At 46.9% G+C, this 16704-nt stretch carries 15 protein-coding genes; 6 read left to right on the forward strand and 9 right to left on the reverse strand.

Annotated features, from left to right (window positions below; all coding sequences use genetic code 11):
- From R3D00_12130 to R3D00_12145, 4 genes are all read right to left on the reverse strand, one after another.
- Entirely contained in the window at window positions 1-2541 is a 2541-nt protein-coding gene (locus R3D00_12130; protein MEZ4773923.1) for a right-handed parallel beta-helix repeat-containing protein, read from the reverse strand.
- Window positions 2542-2666: 125 nt separating this feature from the next.
- Window positions 2667-3185 (reverse strand): hypothetical protein, encoded by a 519-nt coding sequence (locus R3D00_12135; protein ID MEZ4773924.1) that lies wholly within the window; start codon window positions 3183-3185, stop codon window positions 2667-2669.
- A 71-nt stretch (window positions 3186-3256) separates the two neighbouring features.
- The gene (locus R3D00_12140; protein MEZ4773925.1) at window positions 3257-3733 is read right to left on the reverse strand and encodes a hypothetical protein; all 477 of its coding nucleotides are present in this window, start codon (window positions 3731-3733) and stop codon (window positions 3257-3259) included.
- A gap of 55 nt (window positions 3734-3788) precedes the next feature.
- Complete coding sequence (locus tag R3D00_12145; GenBank protein ID MEZ4773926.1) at window positions 3789-4304, reverse strand: hypothetical protein; 516 nt, start codon at window positions 4302-4304, stop codon at window positions 3789-3791.
- Window positions 4305-4591: 287 nt separating this feature from the next.
- On the opposite strand from R3D00_12145, the gene R3D00_12150 reads away from it, so the two are divergent.
- Window positions 4592-5515, forward strand: coding sequence for a metallophosphoesterase (locus R3D00_12150; protein MEZ4773927.1), 924 nt, complete (start codon window positions 4592-4594; stop codon window positions 5513-5515).
- Window positions 5516-5609: 94 nt separating this feature from the next.
- Entirely contained in the window at window positions 5610-7118 is a 1509-nt protein-coding gene (locus R3D00_12155) for a hypothetical protein (protein MEZ4773928.1), read from the forward strand.
- On the opposite strand, the gene R3D00_12160 is transcribed toward R3D00_12155, so the two are convergent.
- From R3D00_12160 to R3D00_12175, 4 genes are all read right to left on the reverse strand, one after another.
- Window positions 7087-7683: a class I SAM-dependent methyltransferase gene (locus tag R3D00_12160; GenBank protein MEZ4773929.1), complete on the reverse strand. Its 597-nt coding sequence runs from the start codon at window positions 7681-7683 to the stop codon at window positions 7087-7089. The genes R3D00_12155 and R3D00_12160 overlap by 32 nt on opposite strands.
- 78 nt (window positions 7684-7761) lie before the next feature.
- A complete protein-coding gene (locus tag R3D00_12165) occupies window positions 7762-8961 on the reverse strand; it encodes a cytochrome c peroxidase (protein MEZ4773930.1) in 1200 nt (399 codons plus the stop codon).
- Between the two features lie 112 nt (window positions 8962-9073).
- Window positions 9074-9775 carry an SGNH/GDSL hydrolase family protein gene (locus tag R3D00_12170; protein ID MEZ4773931.1) on the reverse strand — a complete coding sequence of 234 codons (702 nt, stop codon included), beginning with the start codon at window positions 9773-9775 and terminating at the stop codon, window positions 9074-9076.
- A gap of 77 nt (window positions 9776-9852) precedes the next feature.
- Window positions 9853-10317: a hypothetical protein gene (locus R3D00_12175; GenBank protein ID MEZ4773932.1), complete on the reverse strand. Its 465-nt coding sequence runs from the start codon at window positions 10315-10317 to the stop codon at window positions 9853-9855.
- Between the two features lie 104 nt (window positions 10318-10421).
- On the opposite strand from R3D00_12175, the gene R3D00_12180 reads away from it, so the two are divergent.
- Window positions 10422-11066 (forward strand): peptidylprolyl isomerase, encoded by a 645-nt coding sequence (locus R3D00_12180; protein MEZ4773933.1) that lies wholly within the window; start codon window positions 10422-10424, stop codon window positions 11064-11066.
- Window positions 11067-11069: 3 nt separating this feature from the next.
- Here R3D00_12180 and recN read toward each other — a convergent pair whose 3' ends face one another.
- Complete coding sequence (gene recN, locus R3D00_12185; GenBank protein ID MEZ4773934.1) at window positions 11070-12776, reverse strand: DNA repair protein RecN; 1707 nt, start codon at window positions 12774-12776, stop codon at window positions 11070-11072.
- A 97-nt stretch (window positions 12777-12873) separates the two neighbouring features.
- On the opposite strand from recN, the gene lpdA reads away from it, so the two are divergent.
- From lpdA to R3D00_12200, 3 genes are all read left to right on the forward strand, one after another.
- Window positions 12874-14268, forward strand: coding sequence for a dihydrolipoyl dehydrogenase (gene lpdA, locus R3D00_12190; GenBank protein ID MEZ4773935.1), 1395 nt, complete (start codon window positions 12874-12876; stop codon window positions 14266-14268).
- A 341-nt stretch (window positions 14269-14609) separates the two neighbouring features.
- On the forward strand, window positions 14610-15302 hold the full coding sequence (locus R3D00_12195) for an ABC transporter ATP-binding protein (protein ID MEZ4773936.1): 693 nt from the start codon (window positions 14610-14612) through the stop codon (window positions 15300-15302).
- A 58-nt stretch (window positions 15303-15360) separates the two neighbouring features.
- Entirely contained in the window at window positions 15361-16704 is a 1344-nt protein-coding gene (locus R3D00_12200; protein MEZ4773937.1) for a chloride channel protein, read from the forward strand.

The following is a 16704-nucleotide window of genomic DNA, read 5'->3' on the forward strand; positions in this document are numbered from 1 at the left end:
TTACAGTCCGCCCGTTTCTTTTCCTTCCAGTATCAGACGGGAACCTTTTTCGATGAGGTGAAGGTGGTTTACTGCCTTCGCCTCGTATTTTTTTACCTCAATTTCTGCCGGGCCGTATTCGGGTTTTTTGCGGTAGGCGGCAATTCCTGTCTGGCAGTTTTCCAGTATCAATAGCCGTACCTCTGCCTTGGACAAGTCCTTGGCGGCAATTCCGGTGGTTGCATTTGCCACTTTCGCTGACTGAACCAATACCTGAGACTCTTCGCCTATGCTGATCCCTTTGTCCCCGGCGCCGATCACCTGGCAGTCAACTACATCGATGATACTTCCTGAGAAGTCCATGCCGTCATTGGAGATATTGGTAAACTCACAGCTTACAATTTTCCCTTTAGAGAAATCTACATCCAACCCGTCAAATGCGGTGCGATTGATATAGCTGTTGCTGATTTCAAACTCCGTGCGGACTATATTCAACGCATCTTCACAATGGTTGTTGACAAAACTGCATCGGTTGATCCGCACAGGTGATTCATAAAATGTCACGGCTCCTGTCAGTTGCCAGCCGTCGTGATTCAACGTGTTGAGTCCTTCAAAAGCTACAAAATTGAGTTCGGATTGCTCTCCGGCCTGCAATATGGTAATACCCTGGCCCAAACCATCTGAAGATTTGATCTGTATAGGTTGTGTTTCGTTTCCGTAGGCAAATACCGGTGACCGGGAAATAAAGGCAGAGCCTTTGATCATATTCATGTTGAGCCCGGGCGAAAAATATACTCTATACCCCTGAGGAATCAATATATGTTTGTTGACGGTAAAGTCGCCCGGCGGAAAAATGATATCCCTCCCTTTGACCTGATAAAAGCGGGTGGTGTCCAGTATTAAATCCTGTGAAAGTCTGTTGGGCTGAATAAAAGTTCCCGGGGTTTCCCACGGAGAAATGGCCGCAGAAAATAGAGAATCAATACCCGGAAGGGCAAAAAATACATATTTGGCTTTGATGTTCGCTTCAAATGCATGGTAGTCCGGGGCTGACTCATAGATAAAGGCCGGCAGCATGGTAGGCCGGGCAAAGGTATCAGTCATCCGCTCTGATTTTTCTCCTGTCCCCACCAATTGCAAGGGCAGCCCGTGTTTATTTGCGGCCATGAGCATTTGCCGGTCTTGGGTTTTGTTTTGCGTGCGAATACTTACTGCAGTTTCGTCAAAAGGGTAGAGCAACATCCGCAGGTTTTTTGCATTGTCTTTCAAAAATCTGCGGTTGTAGGTATAGTCGGGAAAATCTTGCCGCAAAAACTCTTCCCTTCGGGCTATTTCTGGTTCGAGTCTGGTGAGAAATGTTTTCAGGCGTGTGGTGTCGCTGAGTCTTTCCAGTTCGTGAATATAGGTGCGGGTAAATGTGCTATCATCAAATAAATTGAGCAGCAGGTCGCCAAGAAAATAGCCTTCTTTATGGTTGGCCTGATAACCCAGAAAAGGGCGCATCATCCAGCGCATTTCTCCGTCCATGGTATAGCCGTCAAACCCGATCGGCTCCAGTCTTTCCAGCAGGGGATTAAAATAAAATCGCTGGTTGTGCCAGATCAGGCTGTGCCAGGCATGCGCCACATCCAACAGGGCAAAATAGCGGGCAGTTTTGGGAATATCGAAGACTTCTGTTGCAGGTTTTAGTCCGTATTTAAATGAAAACAGTAGTTTTTGCGCTACTTCAAACTGTTTTTTCAGGACTGTATCTTTGGCTGTTCTCCCTTCCTGAAACGGGGTAATATCCGCAGCTTCAAAGGCGTGAAAGCCACCCTCGGTCGTACCTACCGGGCGGCCGTTTTCCAAATCCTGCTGGCGGTGCTGCCATACGGCGGTTTCGTCGAAACGCACAATCGGCCCTTCGCGCCTGTGGTTGTACTCGGGCAGGTGTTTTTCAAAATGTTCTTCGTAGGCATATACGCCCAGCGGCTCGCCGTTGAGGGTAAACCGGATGAAATCGTACCGCGTGCTGAGCAGTCCTTCGCTTTGCAGCCACTGGTGATATACCCATTCGCTGAGGAAATCGCGGGAGAGCGGCGTCTGTACCGAAAATGTATGCATCCGGTTCCACGAGTGGGCCTGTTTCACCTGAATGCGGAAGGATTGTTTTTTGCCACGGACATGATCCAGCCAGTCGCCTTTGAGCCGCATTTTGATTGGTACGAGGCTTTCTCCTTCGCTGAATACGCCGTCCACCCAGTCCTCATCATTGCTCATCAGCACACCCTTTTCGATGGCTTCCTGCTTTTTTTGACGAAGTTTCTGCATACCCTTATAGTCCACCTGTATGGCCAGCGTCTGAAAAGCAGCGGGATCGGGGGAGGATATGGCAGGTGAAACCATAGTATCCGGGACATTCGGCAAAACCTGAATAGATTTTTTTCCGGCAGCGCGATTGCCCGAGCCGAAAGCCAGCAGCAAAACAAATACCGCCAACAAACCACCCGCTACCAGTCCGGTAGTCAGTTGTGATTGTTTTTTTATTTGTAAAGGATCACCGGAGGGCTGCCTTACGATCATAAAACATTACTTTTCCCTGCAAAAATACGATTATTACGATAACCTGTATGGGAGATTACTATTAATGATTTATGATAACGTCTCTTTACCACGCAAAGCAACCAATCCCCCCCTCCTGTCTACCCTCAAAACGCCCAACCAATACCGCCACTTGCGAGGATTCCCACGATAGAAATGCCCATTCCCCCTTGCAGCATGATACCTCCCTGCGGCGGCTCAAAGCGGTACGATAATTCCAGCATGGGAATGGGTAAAAAGGGCGGTACATATCCTCCAAACTTCTCCGAAGGCAAAATAATACGCCCCCCTGCAGCCAGATGTGCATGGTGAGACCGATGCCCGGTTTGTAGGGTGAAATAGAGGGGTACTTGAAAGAATCCGCCTCGGATAAAACGATCGATGTCTTCAGAACTGGTGAGTGTCAACCCTGAACTTACTCCCAAAGAAGAAACCCATCCTTTAGGATATATTTTGAACTTATGCTCATATTGAATCGAAACGGAAATAGTACCATCCTCCATTGATCCAGCAATCCATGCGTCGGTCTGCGCAAAAAACAGATTCGGGGTTTGGGCACACAGGGAAGCGGTACCGCAAAGCGCGATAACCACAAACCCGATATTTTTTAGGATTTTTTTATACATAAAGAGTTCTTTTTAAAGAAATACCCGTGTCGCACTGTATAGCGCTACAAATCCCACTCCCAAGCATATCCTTAGAAAGCCCAGCCAATACCGCCTCCCAAACCAGTTGTTCCCACCCTTGTCCGGAGAACAAAACCTCCGTTAGGCGGCATATAACGATAACCTATTTCGGCAACCGGAAAGAGGGGGGGCAAATATTCATTTCGGTTACCCGGTGTCCAAATGACACCGAGACTCGACTCAAAGTGGTGGAAATTCCGTCCGGTAAGCAAAGTAACAACTGTGGGTATCCCTATTTTCGCATTATCGTAGCCTAATTCTTCCAGACCGAGGTAGATGCCCGTGCGAAAGCGAAAGGAAAGCCCCTGCCGATCCGCATATCCTAATTGGCGCTCATAGAGAATGCCCGTCAAGGGATTTAGCCCCGGATACCATCCTATATCCACGCCAATGGCGCTCTTTCCTTTCATCTGAGCATGAAGAATTTCAACACCCATCAAACACAGATAGGTGAAGAGTGCACTCTGTAGTAATAATTGTTTATACATAACACTGGAATTAAAGATCCAGACGAAAAATCACTCCGCCTCAACACCCCTCTCCTCAAAACGCCCAGCCTACGCCCCCGCTTGCGAGGATTCCCACGATGGAAATGCCCATTCCCCCTTGCAGCATAATGCCTCCCTGCGGCGGCTCAAAGCGGTATGATAATTCCAGCAGGGGAATGGGTACAAAAGCCGGTAGGTAGTCATCCTCCGAGGGCATAATAAAACGCCCCCCTGCAGCCAGATGTGCATGGTGAGACCGATGTCCGGTTTGCATAGTAAAATAGAGGGGTACCAGAAGGTAACCGTCTCGGACAAAACGATCGGAGTCTGGTGAACTGGTGAGTGCTAACCCCGAACTTATCCCCAGGGAGGAAATCCATCCTTTAGGATATATTTTGAACTTATGTTCATATTGAAACGAAACGGAAATATTTTCCTCCGCGGCTCCGGCAAACCATAGGTCAGTCTGGGTAAAAAACAGATGAGGGGCCTGGGCATATAGAGAAGAGGTCGCTGGCAGCAGCAGTACGATAGCTGCAAATCCGATATTTTTTAGGATTTTTTTATACATATGGTTGATTTAAAGGGAGTGCGTCTCAGGAAAAGTTATTTTCTCCTGCGGTGAGTATCTGTCGGGCCGGTGGGATGAAGGAACCTGTCTTCGGTGCAGGCCATCAGCGAAAGGAGAATTAGGGGAAAACAGAATGTTTCATAAGGATTGTGTTTAAATGTGCTGGTTAAATACACTATATAACAAATATAAAGAAAATGGGTGAATTGTAAGGGGAATTATTTTTGCACTTTTGGGGAAGTCATATTTGGGTTGTATTACCTAAATTTCCATGAAAAATGACTGATGTGGATTACTTCATAAAAAATATCGGAAGATTTTTTTCTGAATCTCGCAAAGGCGCAGATACGCAAAGGTTTTTATTTAAAAGCGTTTTAGGCTATTGTTTATTAATACTTATCTTTTCCGGCTGCGCTTACGAAGCTCCGATTCCCGGTGAAACCCAAACCATCATTTTCCTCGGCCACACCTACCAGAAACGCGACCGTATGGATCGTCGGCTGGAAAAAGTCAATTACAAACAATACGACCAGATATGGCTGGGAGGCGATATGTGTTCGGAGACAACAGAGGAATTTTCGACCCTCAAATATCTCAACCGCCACTTCCGCCTTGGCGACCCCCGCACCCACTGGGCCGTGGGCAATCACGACGTGCGCAATGGAAATACCGAATGGATTACCGGCTACACCGGGCGCGATCTTTTTTACACCGCTACCGATCAGGGACTTACGGTTTTGGTGCTGAATACCAATTTTGAACAACCCGACTGCGCACTTCTTCAGGAGCAGTACGACCTGATGACTATGGTACTCGATACGATCGAAGCATCTTCTCATCTGGTTTTGCTGACACATCATTGTATCTGGGGAGATGCCGTCGTCGGGCAGGATATGTGGGCAACTGCGAATGGAAACAAACCCTTCTGGAAAAGTCTTTGTCAGGACGGGAGTGAGTTTATGCCCGATATTTTACCCAGACTAAAGGCAGTTCAGGCCCGTGGGGTGCAGGTGATCTGCCTGGCAGGTGATTTTGGGCAAAGGGTCAAATCGTTTGAATACCGCTCTGCGGAGGGCATCTGGTATCTGGGCTGCGGGCTGAATAAAGGGTTGAGTAATGATATTGACCCGGAGGATCAGGCGATGTTACTTACGTTTGATCCGGTACAGAAAAACCTGGATTGGGAGTTTGTGTCGGTGGAGGCATTGTAAAGGAGACCGGATTTGTTATAAAGTGTTTTTTTTTTGTCAAATGAGGGTATTTTGGTCTGCGCTTGTATAAATATAGACCACTTAACCCAATGCCATGAAACCGATAACATTTTCCTGGAATCGGACGGTTATCTGGCTGCTGCTACTTATTGCGTTTTTACCGCTTTTTTTCATCAACCTTACCGGTTATCACGGTTGGGGTGATGACTTTGCGCAGTATATTCATCAGGCCAAAAATGTTACTGTCGGTATTTCACCTTCTGAAACAGGTCATATTCTCAATGAAGAAGGAATCATCGGGCCGGCGGCTTACCCGATGGGTTTCCCTCTGCTGCTAGCCCCGTTATATGCGCTTTTTGGGAATAATATGCTGGCGTTTCAATACTATATGACTTTTTTGTTGTGTTTACTGGGGTTAGGTGTTTATTACTTTTTGAGCCGATCGTTTTCTGTATTCTTTACTTTGGCAGGTGTCCTATGGCTTATTTATCATCCGTGGGTGTTGCATTTTAAGGCAGAAGTGCTTTCCGAGATTCCCTATACCTGGTTTCTGGTTGTAGCAACAGCGTTTTGGATGTATGGGAAAGGTCAATATAAAACCGTGGGAACTGGATTGCTGGCAGGTTTTGCCATTCTAATCAGACCCATGGGCATAGTGTTGGTGGGAGCGGTTATGCTGGAAACTGCGATAATTGGAACAAGAGTGCTTTTGCAAAAACCGGGTAAAAATCTTTGGGAAACAACCTTTTCAAACGCAGGAATCACGACTGTTATCGCTTTATGCTTATATTTTATTGTAGAGAAAATGATTTTCCCCTCACCTTCAGAAGGATCCTATGTGGATTTGATCCTGGCGCATTCTCCCGTGGACTATTGTATGACAAACCTGAAACAATACGGCATTTCTTTGGGTGAATTTGTCTTTCCGGCAGGGAAAAATGTTTTTTCCATTGTTCTGGCCTCAATGGCTGGTTTATTGTTTTTGGGAGGATTGATATTGAAACTGAGAACTTTTCCCCTTCCATTTCTGATAGTGCTCGTTCATATCGCCATGCTGGGCATTTACCCCTATTTTCAAGGAGCAAGGTTTTTATTTCCGGTTTTACCAATGTTCCTTTTTTATATACTGGCGGGTATAGAATGGTTCGCCGGCAAAACAGGTATAAAAAAATATATGGGGCCAGTGGTTTTTACAGTTTTGCTACTGTTTGATATTCCTGATGTCGTATCCGTTTACCAAAAAACATTTCGCCCCATCATATCAGGCCCACAACAGGAAGTTGCCACAGAGGTTTTTTCCTTTATCGGGAAAGAACTGCCGGGAGATGTCCGGATATTATTTCACAAACCCCGCGCCCTTGCGCTTTATGCCGGTAAAACCTCCATGTTTCCCGGCTACATGCCTCCGGAGATCATGTGGGACTTTTTTATGCAGAAAAACATGTCACATTTCCTGATCAATGACTGGATGGAAACGCAGGCTGAGCGTGATTTTTTTGAGGAAAATGGCTGCCATCTCACCCTGATATTCAGAAATGACCGCTACAGGTTGTATTCGATAGATTACGCGCCTAAAGAGGTTTTTTCCCCACCAGCCGAATGAGGGAAGCTTCTCCTTTATGATATGCGCCTTCGTCGAGGGAGGTCTCTTCGTACCAGATCTCAAGGTTCGCCAGCCCTGAGAAATCTTTTCTCAATTCCTCCTCCGAAAAAAGCATGGAAATATCCTGTGGCCCTCCGGAGGGTTTGCCCAGTTGTGCTTTGGAAAAGCCTTCGAGGATAATGGTTCCGCCTGGTCGTAGAAAGGAGACTGCCTTTAGGTGGTGGACAGGTCGCAGGTTTGCCGGCGCATGGGCATAAATCAGGCCGATGCAGTCAAACATTTCTGGGAAATCTGCCTCTCCAAAGCTGTGGATCAGGTATTCGAGGGAAGTGCCTCTTTTTGCTGCAAGTCGCAGGGCTTTTTTTCGGCCTTCTTCGCTGATGTCAAAAGCCGTCACCTGCCAGCCACGGGTTGCGGCATAAACAGCGTTGCGGCCTTCGCCTTCGGCTGGCATCAGGAGTTTGCCCGGAGGCAAAGCATCGAGTTGTTGTTTGAAAAACACATTCGGTGCTTCGCCATAGGCATATTCTTCAGCACCAAACCGGCTATTCCAGAATTCTTTCATGGTGTGAAGTTCGGAAAATTTCTCTGGTTTTCCTGATGGATTTAGGTGCAAATCAGCGAAAACACAAAGAATATGATTTTATCGGAATGGATTTCCAAATTTTTCGTCAGCGACAAAAACGGTGTCTGTCAGTGTATGCATAAACGCTACCAGTGCATCTTTTTCTGTCTGGGTGAGATTCAGCCTCCGGGCCCGGCGTTGTTGGTTGGGGCCTCCTCCGGGAGCCGTGAGGCGGGGGTCGAGCGTCTCGCTCAGTTGTACGCCGCTGTTGTAATGTTCAACTACTTCCTCCAGTGTTTCAAATCGCCCGTCGTGCATATAGGGGCCGGTAAGTGCAATATTGCGAAGGGAGGGAACTTTAAATTTTCCATTATCTGCCGGATTGCCGGTGACAGCTCCCAACCCCAGGTCTGTGATGACTGCGTCAAGGCCATTGTTGAAAGGTGCTGCGCCAAAAAACAGGTCGGTTGCGTGGCATCCTGCACATCCACCCCGTGCGGGGTCTCTGAAAATATTCAGCCCCAGATTTTCCTGCGCTGTCAGGCCGGGAATAGCCTGGCCGGGTGCCGGGGGACCAGTGATTTGGTTAAGCCCATTGTCGTATTTGGATTGGTAGGATACCATGGCGCGGACAAACTGCGAAAGTGAAAGCGAGATGCGGTCGCTGGTAACGAGGGTATCGCCAAAGGCTTCTTTGAAAAGAATTTTGTAATAGGGTTGTTGCTGTAATCTCGCAGTAAGGCTATCGAGCGTCATGCCCATTTCCACATGATCCTGAATGGGCATAAGGGTCTGATCTTCGAGGGTATTGGCGCGTTCGTCCCAGAAAAAATGGCCGTTGAGGTAAAAGCGGGCATTGGAAAGCCCCATGGAGTTTCTGCCCGTAAGCCCACCCGCAAATCCTTCGCTTAATGCGACAGGATCGGCAAATGCATGTTCCTGCGCATGGCATGAAGCACAGGATTTGGTCTGGTTGAAAGAGAGCTTTTTGTCATAAAAAAGCACCCTTCCAAGTGTAGCTCCTGCGTCGGTGATGCGGTTGTTGGCAGGAGTATTATCTGCATTTCGCACCGGGGGAGCATTAAAATGCTGGGGAAGAGTGACCTGTGCATAGTTGTAAGACGTAGCCGGTAGGTTCAGGTAGCGACTCAAAATTTCGGCGTCAGTAGGGGGGATTTCAACCGGGATTTCTTCTAAAATTTCTTCCTGAGCAGGTTTGCAGGAGAAAAAAAATGCAGAAGAAACAAATAGCAGGACAAATAATTGATTCATTCTCATAAGGGCGAATTATCTGGATTTTTTTTCAGATGCCTTTTGCAGATAAATCCTGCGGTCTGGGTGACTTTTTTCTTGCTTCCCTATGTTGAAAACACCTATGACACAGAAATGCTCATTTCTCCACTGCCACCAGCGGACGGATTACTTCAGTCCAGAGTTCATAACCAGTGGCATTCATATGGAGACTGTCCTGGACAAAAATATCACTTCGGACTACCCCATCAGCTTTGAGCATCGGCGACACGACATCTACGTAGGTCAGGTCGTCATTGGCTTCGCAGTAAGCTTTGACAAGCGCATTGGTTTGGCTGGCTTTTTCAAATAGATTTTTTCTGGCGACAGAAGGTTTGATAGAAATAAAGTAAAGATTTGTACCCGGAATATGCTCTTTTGCCAGGTGGTGAAACTCCTGAAATGTGCGGAACATGGAATCAGGCGTAACAGCCTCAGAAGTAATATCGTTGTCGCCTTCATAAATAAATACCGCCTTCGGCTTATAGGGCCATACGATGCGGTCGGCATAGTGGATCAGTTCGGGCATAGTCGAACCTCCAAACCCTCTGTTGATCACCTGGGCAGGTGCGAGGTCTTCGGACAGGGTCGTCCATTTTCGGATGCTCGAACTCCCGGTAAAGACAATCACATCAGCTGGTACAGGATGCGCCTGGTCTTCGGTTTCAAACGCAGCGATATCCTCCGCGAAGCGGAAGGCGGGTTTGGATTCAGGTTCCTGAACGTCTGTGGTTTGTTCTTCTTTTACAGCCTGACAGGCGAGGAGAGAAACAAAAAGTGCGAGTAAGGATAGTTTTTTCATATAAGCTATTTGCAGGGCGAAACAGAGTGGATCAGCGGGTGAAGATCTTCCACCCATTTAGTCTGAAAATGGCTCTTTCACCGTCTGATTTCCAGCCGGTCCATGAGCGCATCGTACTCAGCAACAAAGGTTTTGTCGTAAGCGATCCTGCTTCGGAAGGCAGGTTCCAGCCGCCGCAGCTTTGCGGCGAAGGGTTGAGTGCGGAGTTTCATGACAAAAATCATTTTTTCTTCGTCATCTATATTTTTCTGCCATTTGTCAAACTCGTCGGTGAGGGCATCCAGGGCAAATTCATTGTCGGCAGCGAAATCCCGGAAATGGGTCATCGCGTCCTGATCGGTATCTATTGCTGCACATTCCTCCAGCAGCAGGGCAATCTTTTCTGCCATTCGCAGGTATTTATTTCCTACATAAATATCACTGGATGAAAGCAGGTCCAACTCTGTACGGGCTTCCGGGCTATTGGCACCCTTTCCGGGATTGCCACAACTCCAGACTCCAGCCAAAAAGATTATGGTTAGCCCAAACGTAATTCTCCGCATACTCCTTTTTCTTTTTTACGTAGGGAAATATACGATTGTATGTTTTCTTAACCATGGGTTTTTGATATTTTCACGCCTGAATTAGTAATTGAAACCCAAAACCCATGCAAAACTCCTGGAAATTTATCTTTTTTTGTCTCCTGGCGATGCCGATCTTAATTTTTGCTCAGGAAAAAAAACAAAAACCTTCGAAGAAAGACTATGTCTTCCAGATTTCTACCCGACTGGGGGATATGTTTCTTGTGCTTTACGACGAAACCCCGGCGCATAAGGCTAATTTTCTGAAACTCACGGAAGAAAAGTTTTTTGATAGCACGGCTTTTCACAGAGTGATTAAAAATTTTATGATCCAGGGTGGGGACCCCAACTCCAAACCCGGGGGCGATAATTCCAAAGTGGGGATGGGCGGTACATCATATACGGTTCCGGCTGAGTTTGTAAGTAAATATAAACATGTAAAAGGTGCGCTGGCAGCCGCCCGTCAGCCTGACCAGGTTAATCCCAAACGCGAGTCCAGCGGCAGTCAGTTTTATATCGTTCACGATCCCAGCCGCTGTAAACACCTCGATGGGCAATATACAGTATTTGGACAGGTAATTCAGGGACTGGATGTGGTGGATAAAATCGCCGAAGTGCCTGTCAATCGCAGAGGTGATATGCCGCTGGAGGCTGTATATATGACAGTTTCAGCAGAAAAAATGTCTAAAAAGAAAATTGCGAAAATCTACGGGTACGAATATCCGGAATAGCACCTAATCTTGGGTACGGATAAGTTCCCGGGCGTTTTGCAAGGCGGTTTCTGACACCTTATCTCCACTAATCATTTTTGCCAGTTCGTTGATACGCTCCTCATGGTTGAGGCGGGTAACGGTGGAGGTGGTGGTATCGCCTTTGATTTCTTTGGAAATCTGGAAATGCTGGTCGCCTTTGCCTGCGATCTGGGGCAGGTGAGTAATGGATAATATCTGAAAACGTTTCGACAGCCTGTGCATGACTTCTCCCACTTTATGGGCGATTTCTCCGCTGATCCCTGCGTCGATTTCATCAAAAATCAATACCGGAGATTCGGATTTGTCTGCTAATGCGGCTTTTAATGCCAGCATAACCCGGGAAACTTCCCCACCGGACGCAATCTGGGCGAGTGGTCCCGCCGGCATGCCGGGGTTGGTTTGAAGCATAAACCATACTTTATTGATGCCTCCCGGACTTGCTTTCAGGGTTTCTCCTTCCACGACCAACTCGCCATCTGCGGAGCGATTGCGCTCGATGACAATTTCAAAGCGGGACTTTTCGAACCCAACTTCTTTGAGTAAACTGAAAATCTGTGTTTCCAACGGAGCTTTCGCTGCCATTCTTGCACTTTCGATTTTCAATCCGGTTTCTATCAGGCTGGCATGGATTTTTTTTAGTGTCAGTTTTTTCTGGGAAATGGTCGATTCGAGCGAGCCAAATTCTTCGATTTTCGCTTCAAATTCGCGGTATTTTTGTACAAGTTCAGCGCCGTTGCGGGCGTTGTAACGGAGTTTGAATTTGTGATAGATTGCCAGTCGCTCTTCAATGAATGCGAGTCTTTCGGGATCTGACTCTGTGGTCTCGAGTAAATCCTGAAACGTGAAAGAAGATTCTTTGAGCGTATTAAGGACGTCGAGCAGGCGTTCGACTTCTTCTCCGATGGCGGTACTCACAGAGCGAATTTTGCGCAGCGGTTCCATTCCTTCGCTCAATTGGTTGTAAAGCGAAAGCTCCTGGTTGTAGAGGAGCTCGATGGCTCCGCCCAATGCGTCGCGCACTTCTTCGGCGTGCTGAAGGAGGTTGAGTTCTTGTTCGAGTTTTTCTTCTTCGTCTTCCTGAATACCGGCTGATTCGAGCTCTTTGGCCTGAAACTGGTAATAGTCAAGTTGTTGTTTGGCCAGTTGTTCTTTCGCTTCCAGTTCTCTGATTTCGCGTTGCAAAGACTGACTTTCCCGTAGTTTGGCGGCAAAATCTACCGTCAAAGGCTCACAGCCTGCATAGGCATCTACCAGTTCCATTTGTCTGTCAGGAGAAAGGAGAGAATAGCTTTCATTTTGGCTGTGGAGGTCAATAAGCACAGCGCTTACATCGCGAAGCGTCTGAAGCGAAACCGGGGTATCGTTGATAAAAGCGCGGGATTTTCCGTTTGGGCGTATTTCCCTTCGGATGAGCACTTCATCATCTTCGAGATCAAATTCATCATTTCCCCTCAGCTGTTGGCAGATAAAAGGGCTGAGATGGACAAAACGGGCTTCCACGATACATTTGTCGTCTGTGCGGAAGACTACAGAATTATCGGCGCGTTTACCATTAATCAAACCCAGCGCTCCAATCAGAAGCGATTTACCCGCACCGGTTTCCCCCGTAAGAATATTCAACCCTGCGGGAAAATCGACATGGGTTTCCGTAAACAATGCATAATTCCTGATATACAAATGTTTGAGCATACAGAAGCAATTGATGGCCTAAAGGTAGTAAACCCGTGCTTGTCAATCCAACATTTTTCCTAACTTTGCCCGCTGGAACAAAAGGATAATTAGAAATATGGCAAATAGTTATGATCTTATCGTTATTGGGAGTGGCCCCGGCGGTTATGTAGCTGCGATTCGGGCATCCCAGTTGGGCATGAAAGTCGCCGTTGTAGAGCGTGAATCGCTCGGCGGTATTTGTCTGAATTGGGGTTGTATCCCCACCAAAGCGCTGCTAAAAAGTGCAGAAGTGATGAATTATCTGCACCATGCAGAAGAGTATGGCCTGAAAGCAGAGAAAGTCAGCCACAACTTTGACGCAGTGGTAAAAAGAAGTCGCGGGGTTGCCGATGGCATGAGTAAAGGGGTGAATTTCCTCCTTCGCAAAAATAAAGTGGATGTCCTCACCGGAAATGGCCGGCTGACGGTTGATAAAAAAGTCGAAGTAACGGATGCGGCCGGTAAAACTACTCCTTACACAGCAACCCATATCATTCTTGCTACAGGTGCTCGTTCTCGCAACCTGCCGGCGATGCCGCTGGATGGCAAAAAAATCATTGGCTACCGCGAAGCCATGACCCTGCCCAAACAACCCAAGAAGATGATTGTGGTTGGCTCCGGTGCTATCGGTATGGAGTTCGCTTTCTTTTATCACTCCATGGGCACCGAAGTTACGGTCGTCGAGTTTATGGATCGTATCCTTCCCCGTGAAGACAGTGAAGTTTCTGTGCTGATGGAGCGTATCTATAAAAAAGCCGGTTACAATATCATGACCAGCGCGGAGGTAACTTCTGTAGATACCTCTGGAAAAGGTGTGGTTGCTACAGTCAAAACCAAAAAAGGCGAAGAAAAAATTGAGGCAGATGTATTGCTTTCTGCTGTGGGTATCACTGCGAATATCGAAAAACTCGGCCTCGAAGACCTCGGTATTAAAACCGATCGCGGGCTGGTTGTGGTAGATGAGTATTACCGCACCAATGTAGCTAATATCTACGCGATCGGAGATATGATCCCCGGAGCGGCACTGGCTCACGTGGCTTCGCATGAGGGGATAATTTGTGTGGAAAAAATTGCCGGCATGCATGTCGAACCGATGGATCCCAACAATATCCCCAACTGTACCTATTGCCAGCCGGAAGTTGCTTCTGTAGGTTATACCGAGCAAGGCGCCAAAGATGCCGGTTACGAAATAAAAGTTGGTAAATTTCCTTTCTCCGCTTCCGGAAAAGCCTCTGCTTCAGGCAAAAAAGATGGTTTTGTGAAAGTGATATTTGACGCGAAATATGGCGAATTCCTCGGCGCACACATGGTGGGTGCAGGCGTGACCGACATGATCGCAGAGGTCGTTGTAGCACGCAAACTCGAAACTACCGGCCACGAAATTATTAAAGCTGTTCACCCGCATCCGACGATGTCAGAAGCGGTAATGGAAGCAGCAGCTGCAGCTTATGATGAAGTGATTCATTTGTAGCAGGGCTGAATTTTTCTTAGCTGCGCTTTCATAGAAACCCTATGGAAGCGCAGTTTTTTTATTGGATTTTTTCGTGGGACTTTACCTCAGATTCAGGTGCCTGGTTGTAAAAGTAAAGTTGAACTTTAGATTTACAACGTAAATTTAAAAAACTCTCTTCCGACCGGACTCCTACTGTTCCATCCTGAAACACCTTTTTGTTTCAACCTGAAACATTTTATATTCTATTCCTAAAGCTGTAATTTGTAATGCATTCATATACAAATCATTACTTTCGTGGAACATTTGTTGCGGCATTTTTTGTTTCTACGCCGCATATATAATCTGTTATCTATCCTGATATGATCCAGCTATCTAATCTTTCTCTGTATTACAAATCGGGTATGCAAAAGACCTATGTCCTTCGCAATATCAACCTGGAAATCAAAGAAGGAGAATTTGTCACCATCATGGGCCCCAGCGGGGCGGGAAAATCTACGCTCCTCAATATCATGGGTATGCTCGAACAGCCTTCTGAAGGGGAGTATTATTTCCGGGATATGGCTACGCACAAACTGGGCGAAAGGCAAAAGTCGGAAATTCACAAACATCATATTGGTTTTGTATTTCAGGCATACCATCTGATTGACGAACTGACGGTCTATGAAAATATTGAAACGCCTCTTTTGTACAAAAAGATCAAATCGGGAGAGCGGAAAAGTATGGTAGCCGAAATGCTGGACAGGTTTCAGATGGTGGCAAAAAAAGATTTATTCCCGCATCAACTTTCCGGCGGACAACAGCAGGTGGTAGGCGTGGCCCGGGCGATAATTGGAAAACCAGATTTGTTGCTGGCCGATGAGCCTACCGGCAATCTTCATACCCGTCAGGGAGAAGAAATTATGGAATTGTTTCGTCAACTCAATCAGGAAGGTATTACCATCATTCAGGTTACGCACTCTGAAAAAAATGCCACGTACGGCAGCCGCATAATCCGGCTTTCTGATGGCTGGATCGATTCCGATGAGAAAATTTCAACTTCCATAGGAAAATGATCATATTTTAGCCTTAAAAGATGAATTCCCCCTAAAAAATCTTCATCTTTGCCACGACATGTGGACTAAACTGACGAATACAACCAGGTGGATATTGGATTTTCTTCGTAGCTTTTTGAGCAAGCGACAATACGACGAGTCCTTTATCAACGCAAGCCTCAGATCGCTGCCTTTCGTGGCAGGCGCTATTCTAACCGCCGCCGCCGCAGTGTTATACGCTCAGATTTTTAATGTAATAGAAGTCTTGTTACATTCGATCAAGACGAATGTACCTTGGCTGTTTTTCATTATTACGCCCATTGCATTAGTGACTGCCTGGTGGATCGTACAGAAATATTCGAAAGCCGCAGCCGGTAGTGGTATTCCGCAGGTTATGGCTGCCCTTAATTCCAAACGCGATACAAAAAAAATTCCGGCAGGATATCTTCTGGGGCGAAAAGCGTTTTTAACGAAGATTGTCAGCAGCGTTGTCGCCCTGCTCGGCGGCGCAGTAATCGGCAGGGAGGGGCCAACTATTCAGGTCAGCAGTTCAATCTTTTTTATGATTCATCAGATTCTTCCAAAAGACTGGCCCAAAGTTGACCGATCCCGTATGCTGATAGCGGGAGCTTCTGCCGGACTTGCGGCTGCCTTTAATACTCCCCTCGGCGGAATTGTATTTGCCGTGGAAGAGCTGGCCAAGTCACATCTCAATTCTTTTAAATCGTCGTTGCTTTATGCCGTCATTTTTTCAGGAATGACCGCCCAATGGCTCCTGGGCCCGTACCTCTATCTCGGTTATCCCAAAATAACCGTAGGTGGGTTTAGTATGATTGGATATGTGATTTTATTTAGTGCCATTACCGGAATCGCAGGCGCTTATAAAGCCAAAATCATTCTGAAAATTGTCTATTGGAAACGGCGGCTACAAACACCGCGTGCGCATATCATCTTTATCGTTTTGTCCGGATTTGCGCTCGCTGCAATCATTTACTTCAGTAAAGATGTCGCTTATGGCCCTGGAAAAGAAGTCATGAACCGGATCCTCTTTGAAGGGCAAAATGAAGGTTCTATCTGGCTGATCCTCAGCAGGTTTTTTGGAGCGATAATCTCTTACTGTACCGGTATTGCCGGTGGAGTATTTGCTACTTCGCTTTCTACCGGCGCTGCCATAGGCGAGCTGCTTACGGGATTGATGAATCTGGATAAAGACAATAAAGTACTGATTCTGGTATCTATGATTGGCTTTCTTACAGGCCTTACCCGATCACCCTTTACCGCATCTATCCTTGTATTGGAAATGACAGACCGTCATTCTGCGATTTTCTATTTTTTGCTTGCCGGCCAGATCGCCGCACTATCTGCCCGCCTGGTTGACAGAAAATCCATCTACGAAAGACTGGAAGGCCAGTTCCTTCATTGA

This window comes from Bacteroidia bacterium, from assembly GCA_041391665.1.
Taxonomy (GTDB): domain Bacteria; phylum Bacteroidota; class Bacteroidia; order J057; family J057; genus JAGQVA01.

Excerpts from the sequence above, each read along its gene's own strand:
- R3D00_12165 (MEZ4773930.1), bottom strand. The coding sequence starts at position 8,961 with ATGAGAATGAATCAATTATTTGTCCTGCTATTTGTTTCTTCTGCATTT.
- lpdA (MEZ4773935.1), top strand. The coding sequence starts at position 12,874 with ATGGCAAATAGTTATGATCTTATCGTTATTGGGAGTGGCCCCGGCGGT.
- recN (MEZ4773934.1), bottom strand. The coding sequence starts at position 12,776 with ATGCTCAAACATTTGTATATCAGGAATTATGCATTGTTTACGGAAACC.
- R3D00_12195 (MEZ4773936.1), top strand. The coding sequence starts at position 14,610 with ATGATCCAGCTATCTAATCTTTCTCTGTATTACAAATCGGGTATGCAA.
- R3D00_12140 (MEZ4773925.1), bottom strand. The coding sequence starts at position 3,733 with ATGTATAAACAATTATTACTACAGAGTGCACTCTTCACCTATCTGTGT.
- R3D00_12130 (MEZ4773923.1), bottom strand. The coding sequence starts at position 2,541 with ATGATCGTAAGGCAGCCCTCCGGTGATCCTTTACAAATAAAAAAACAA.
- R3D00_12145 (MEZ4773926.1), bottom strand. The coding sequence starts at position 4,304 with ATGTATAAAAAAATCCTAAAAAATATCGGATTTGCAGCTATCGTACTG.
- R3D00_12175 (MEZ4773932.1), bottom strand. The coding sequence starts at position 10,317 with ATGCGGAGAATTACGTTTGGGCTAACCATAATCTTTTTGGCTGGAGTC.
- R3D00_12200 (MEZ4773937.1), top strand. The coding sequence starts at position 15,361 with ATGTGGACTAAACTGACGAATACAACCAGGTGGATATTGGATTTTCTT.
- R3D00_12160 (MEZ4773929.1), bottom strand. The coding sequence starts at position 7,683 with ATGAAAGAATTCTGGAATAGCCGGTTTGGTGCTGAAGAATATGCCTAT.
- R3D00_12155 (MEZ4773928.1), top strand. The coding sequence starts at position 5,610 with ATGAAACCGATAACATTTTCCTGGAATCGGACGGTTATCTGGCTGCTG.
- R3D00_12180 (MEZ4773933.1), top strand. The coding sequence starts at position 10,422 with ATGCAAAACTCCTGGAAATTTATCTTTTTTTGTCTCCTGGCGATGCCG.
- R3D00_12170 (MEZ4773931.1), bottom strand. The coding sequence starts at position 9,775 with ATGAAAAAACTATCCTTACTCGCACTTTTTGTTTCTCTCCTCGCCTGT.
- R3D00_12135 (MEZ4773924.1), bottom strand. The coding sequence starts at position 3,185 with ATGTATAAAAAAATCCTAAAAAATATCGGGTTTGTGGTTATCGCGCTT.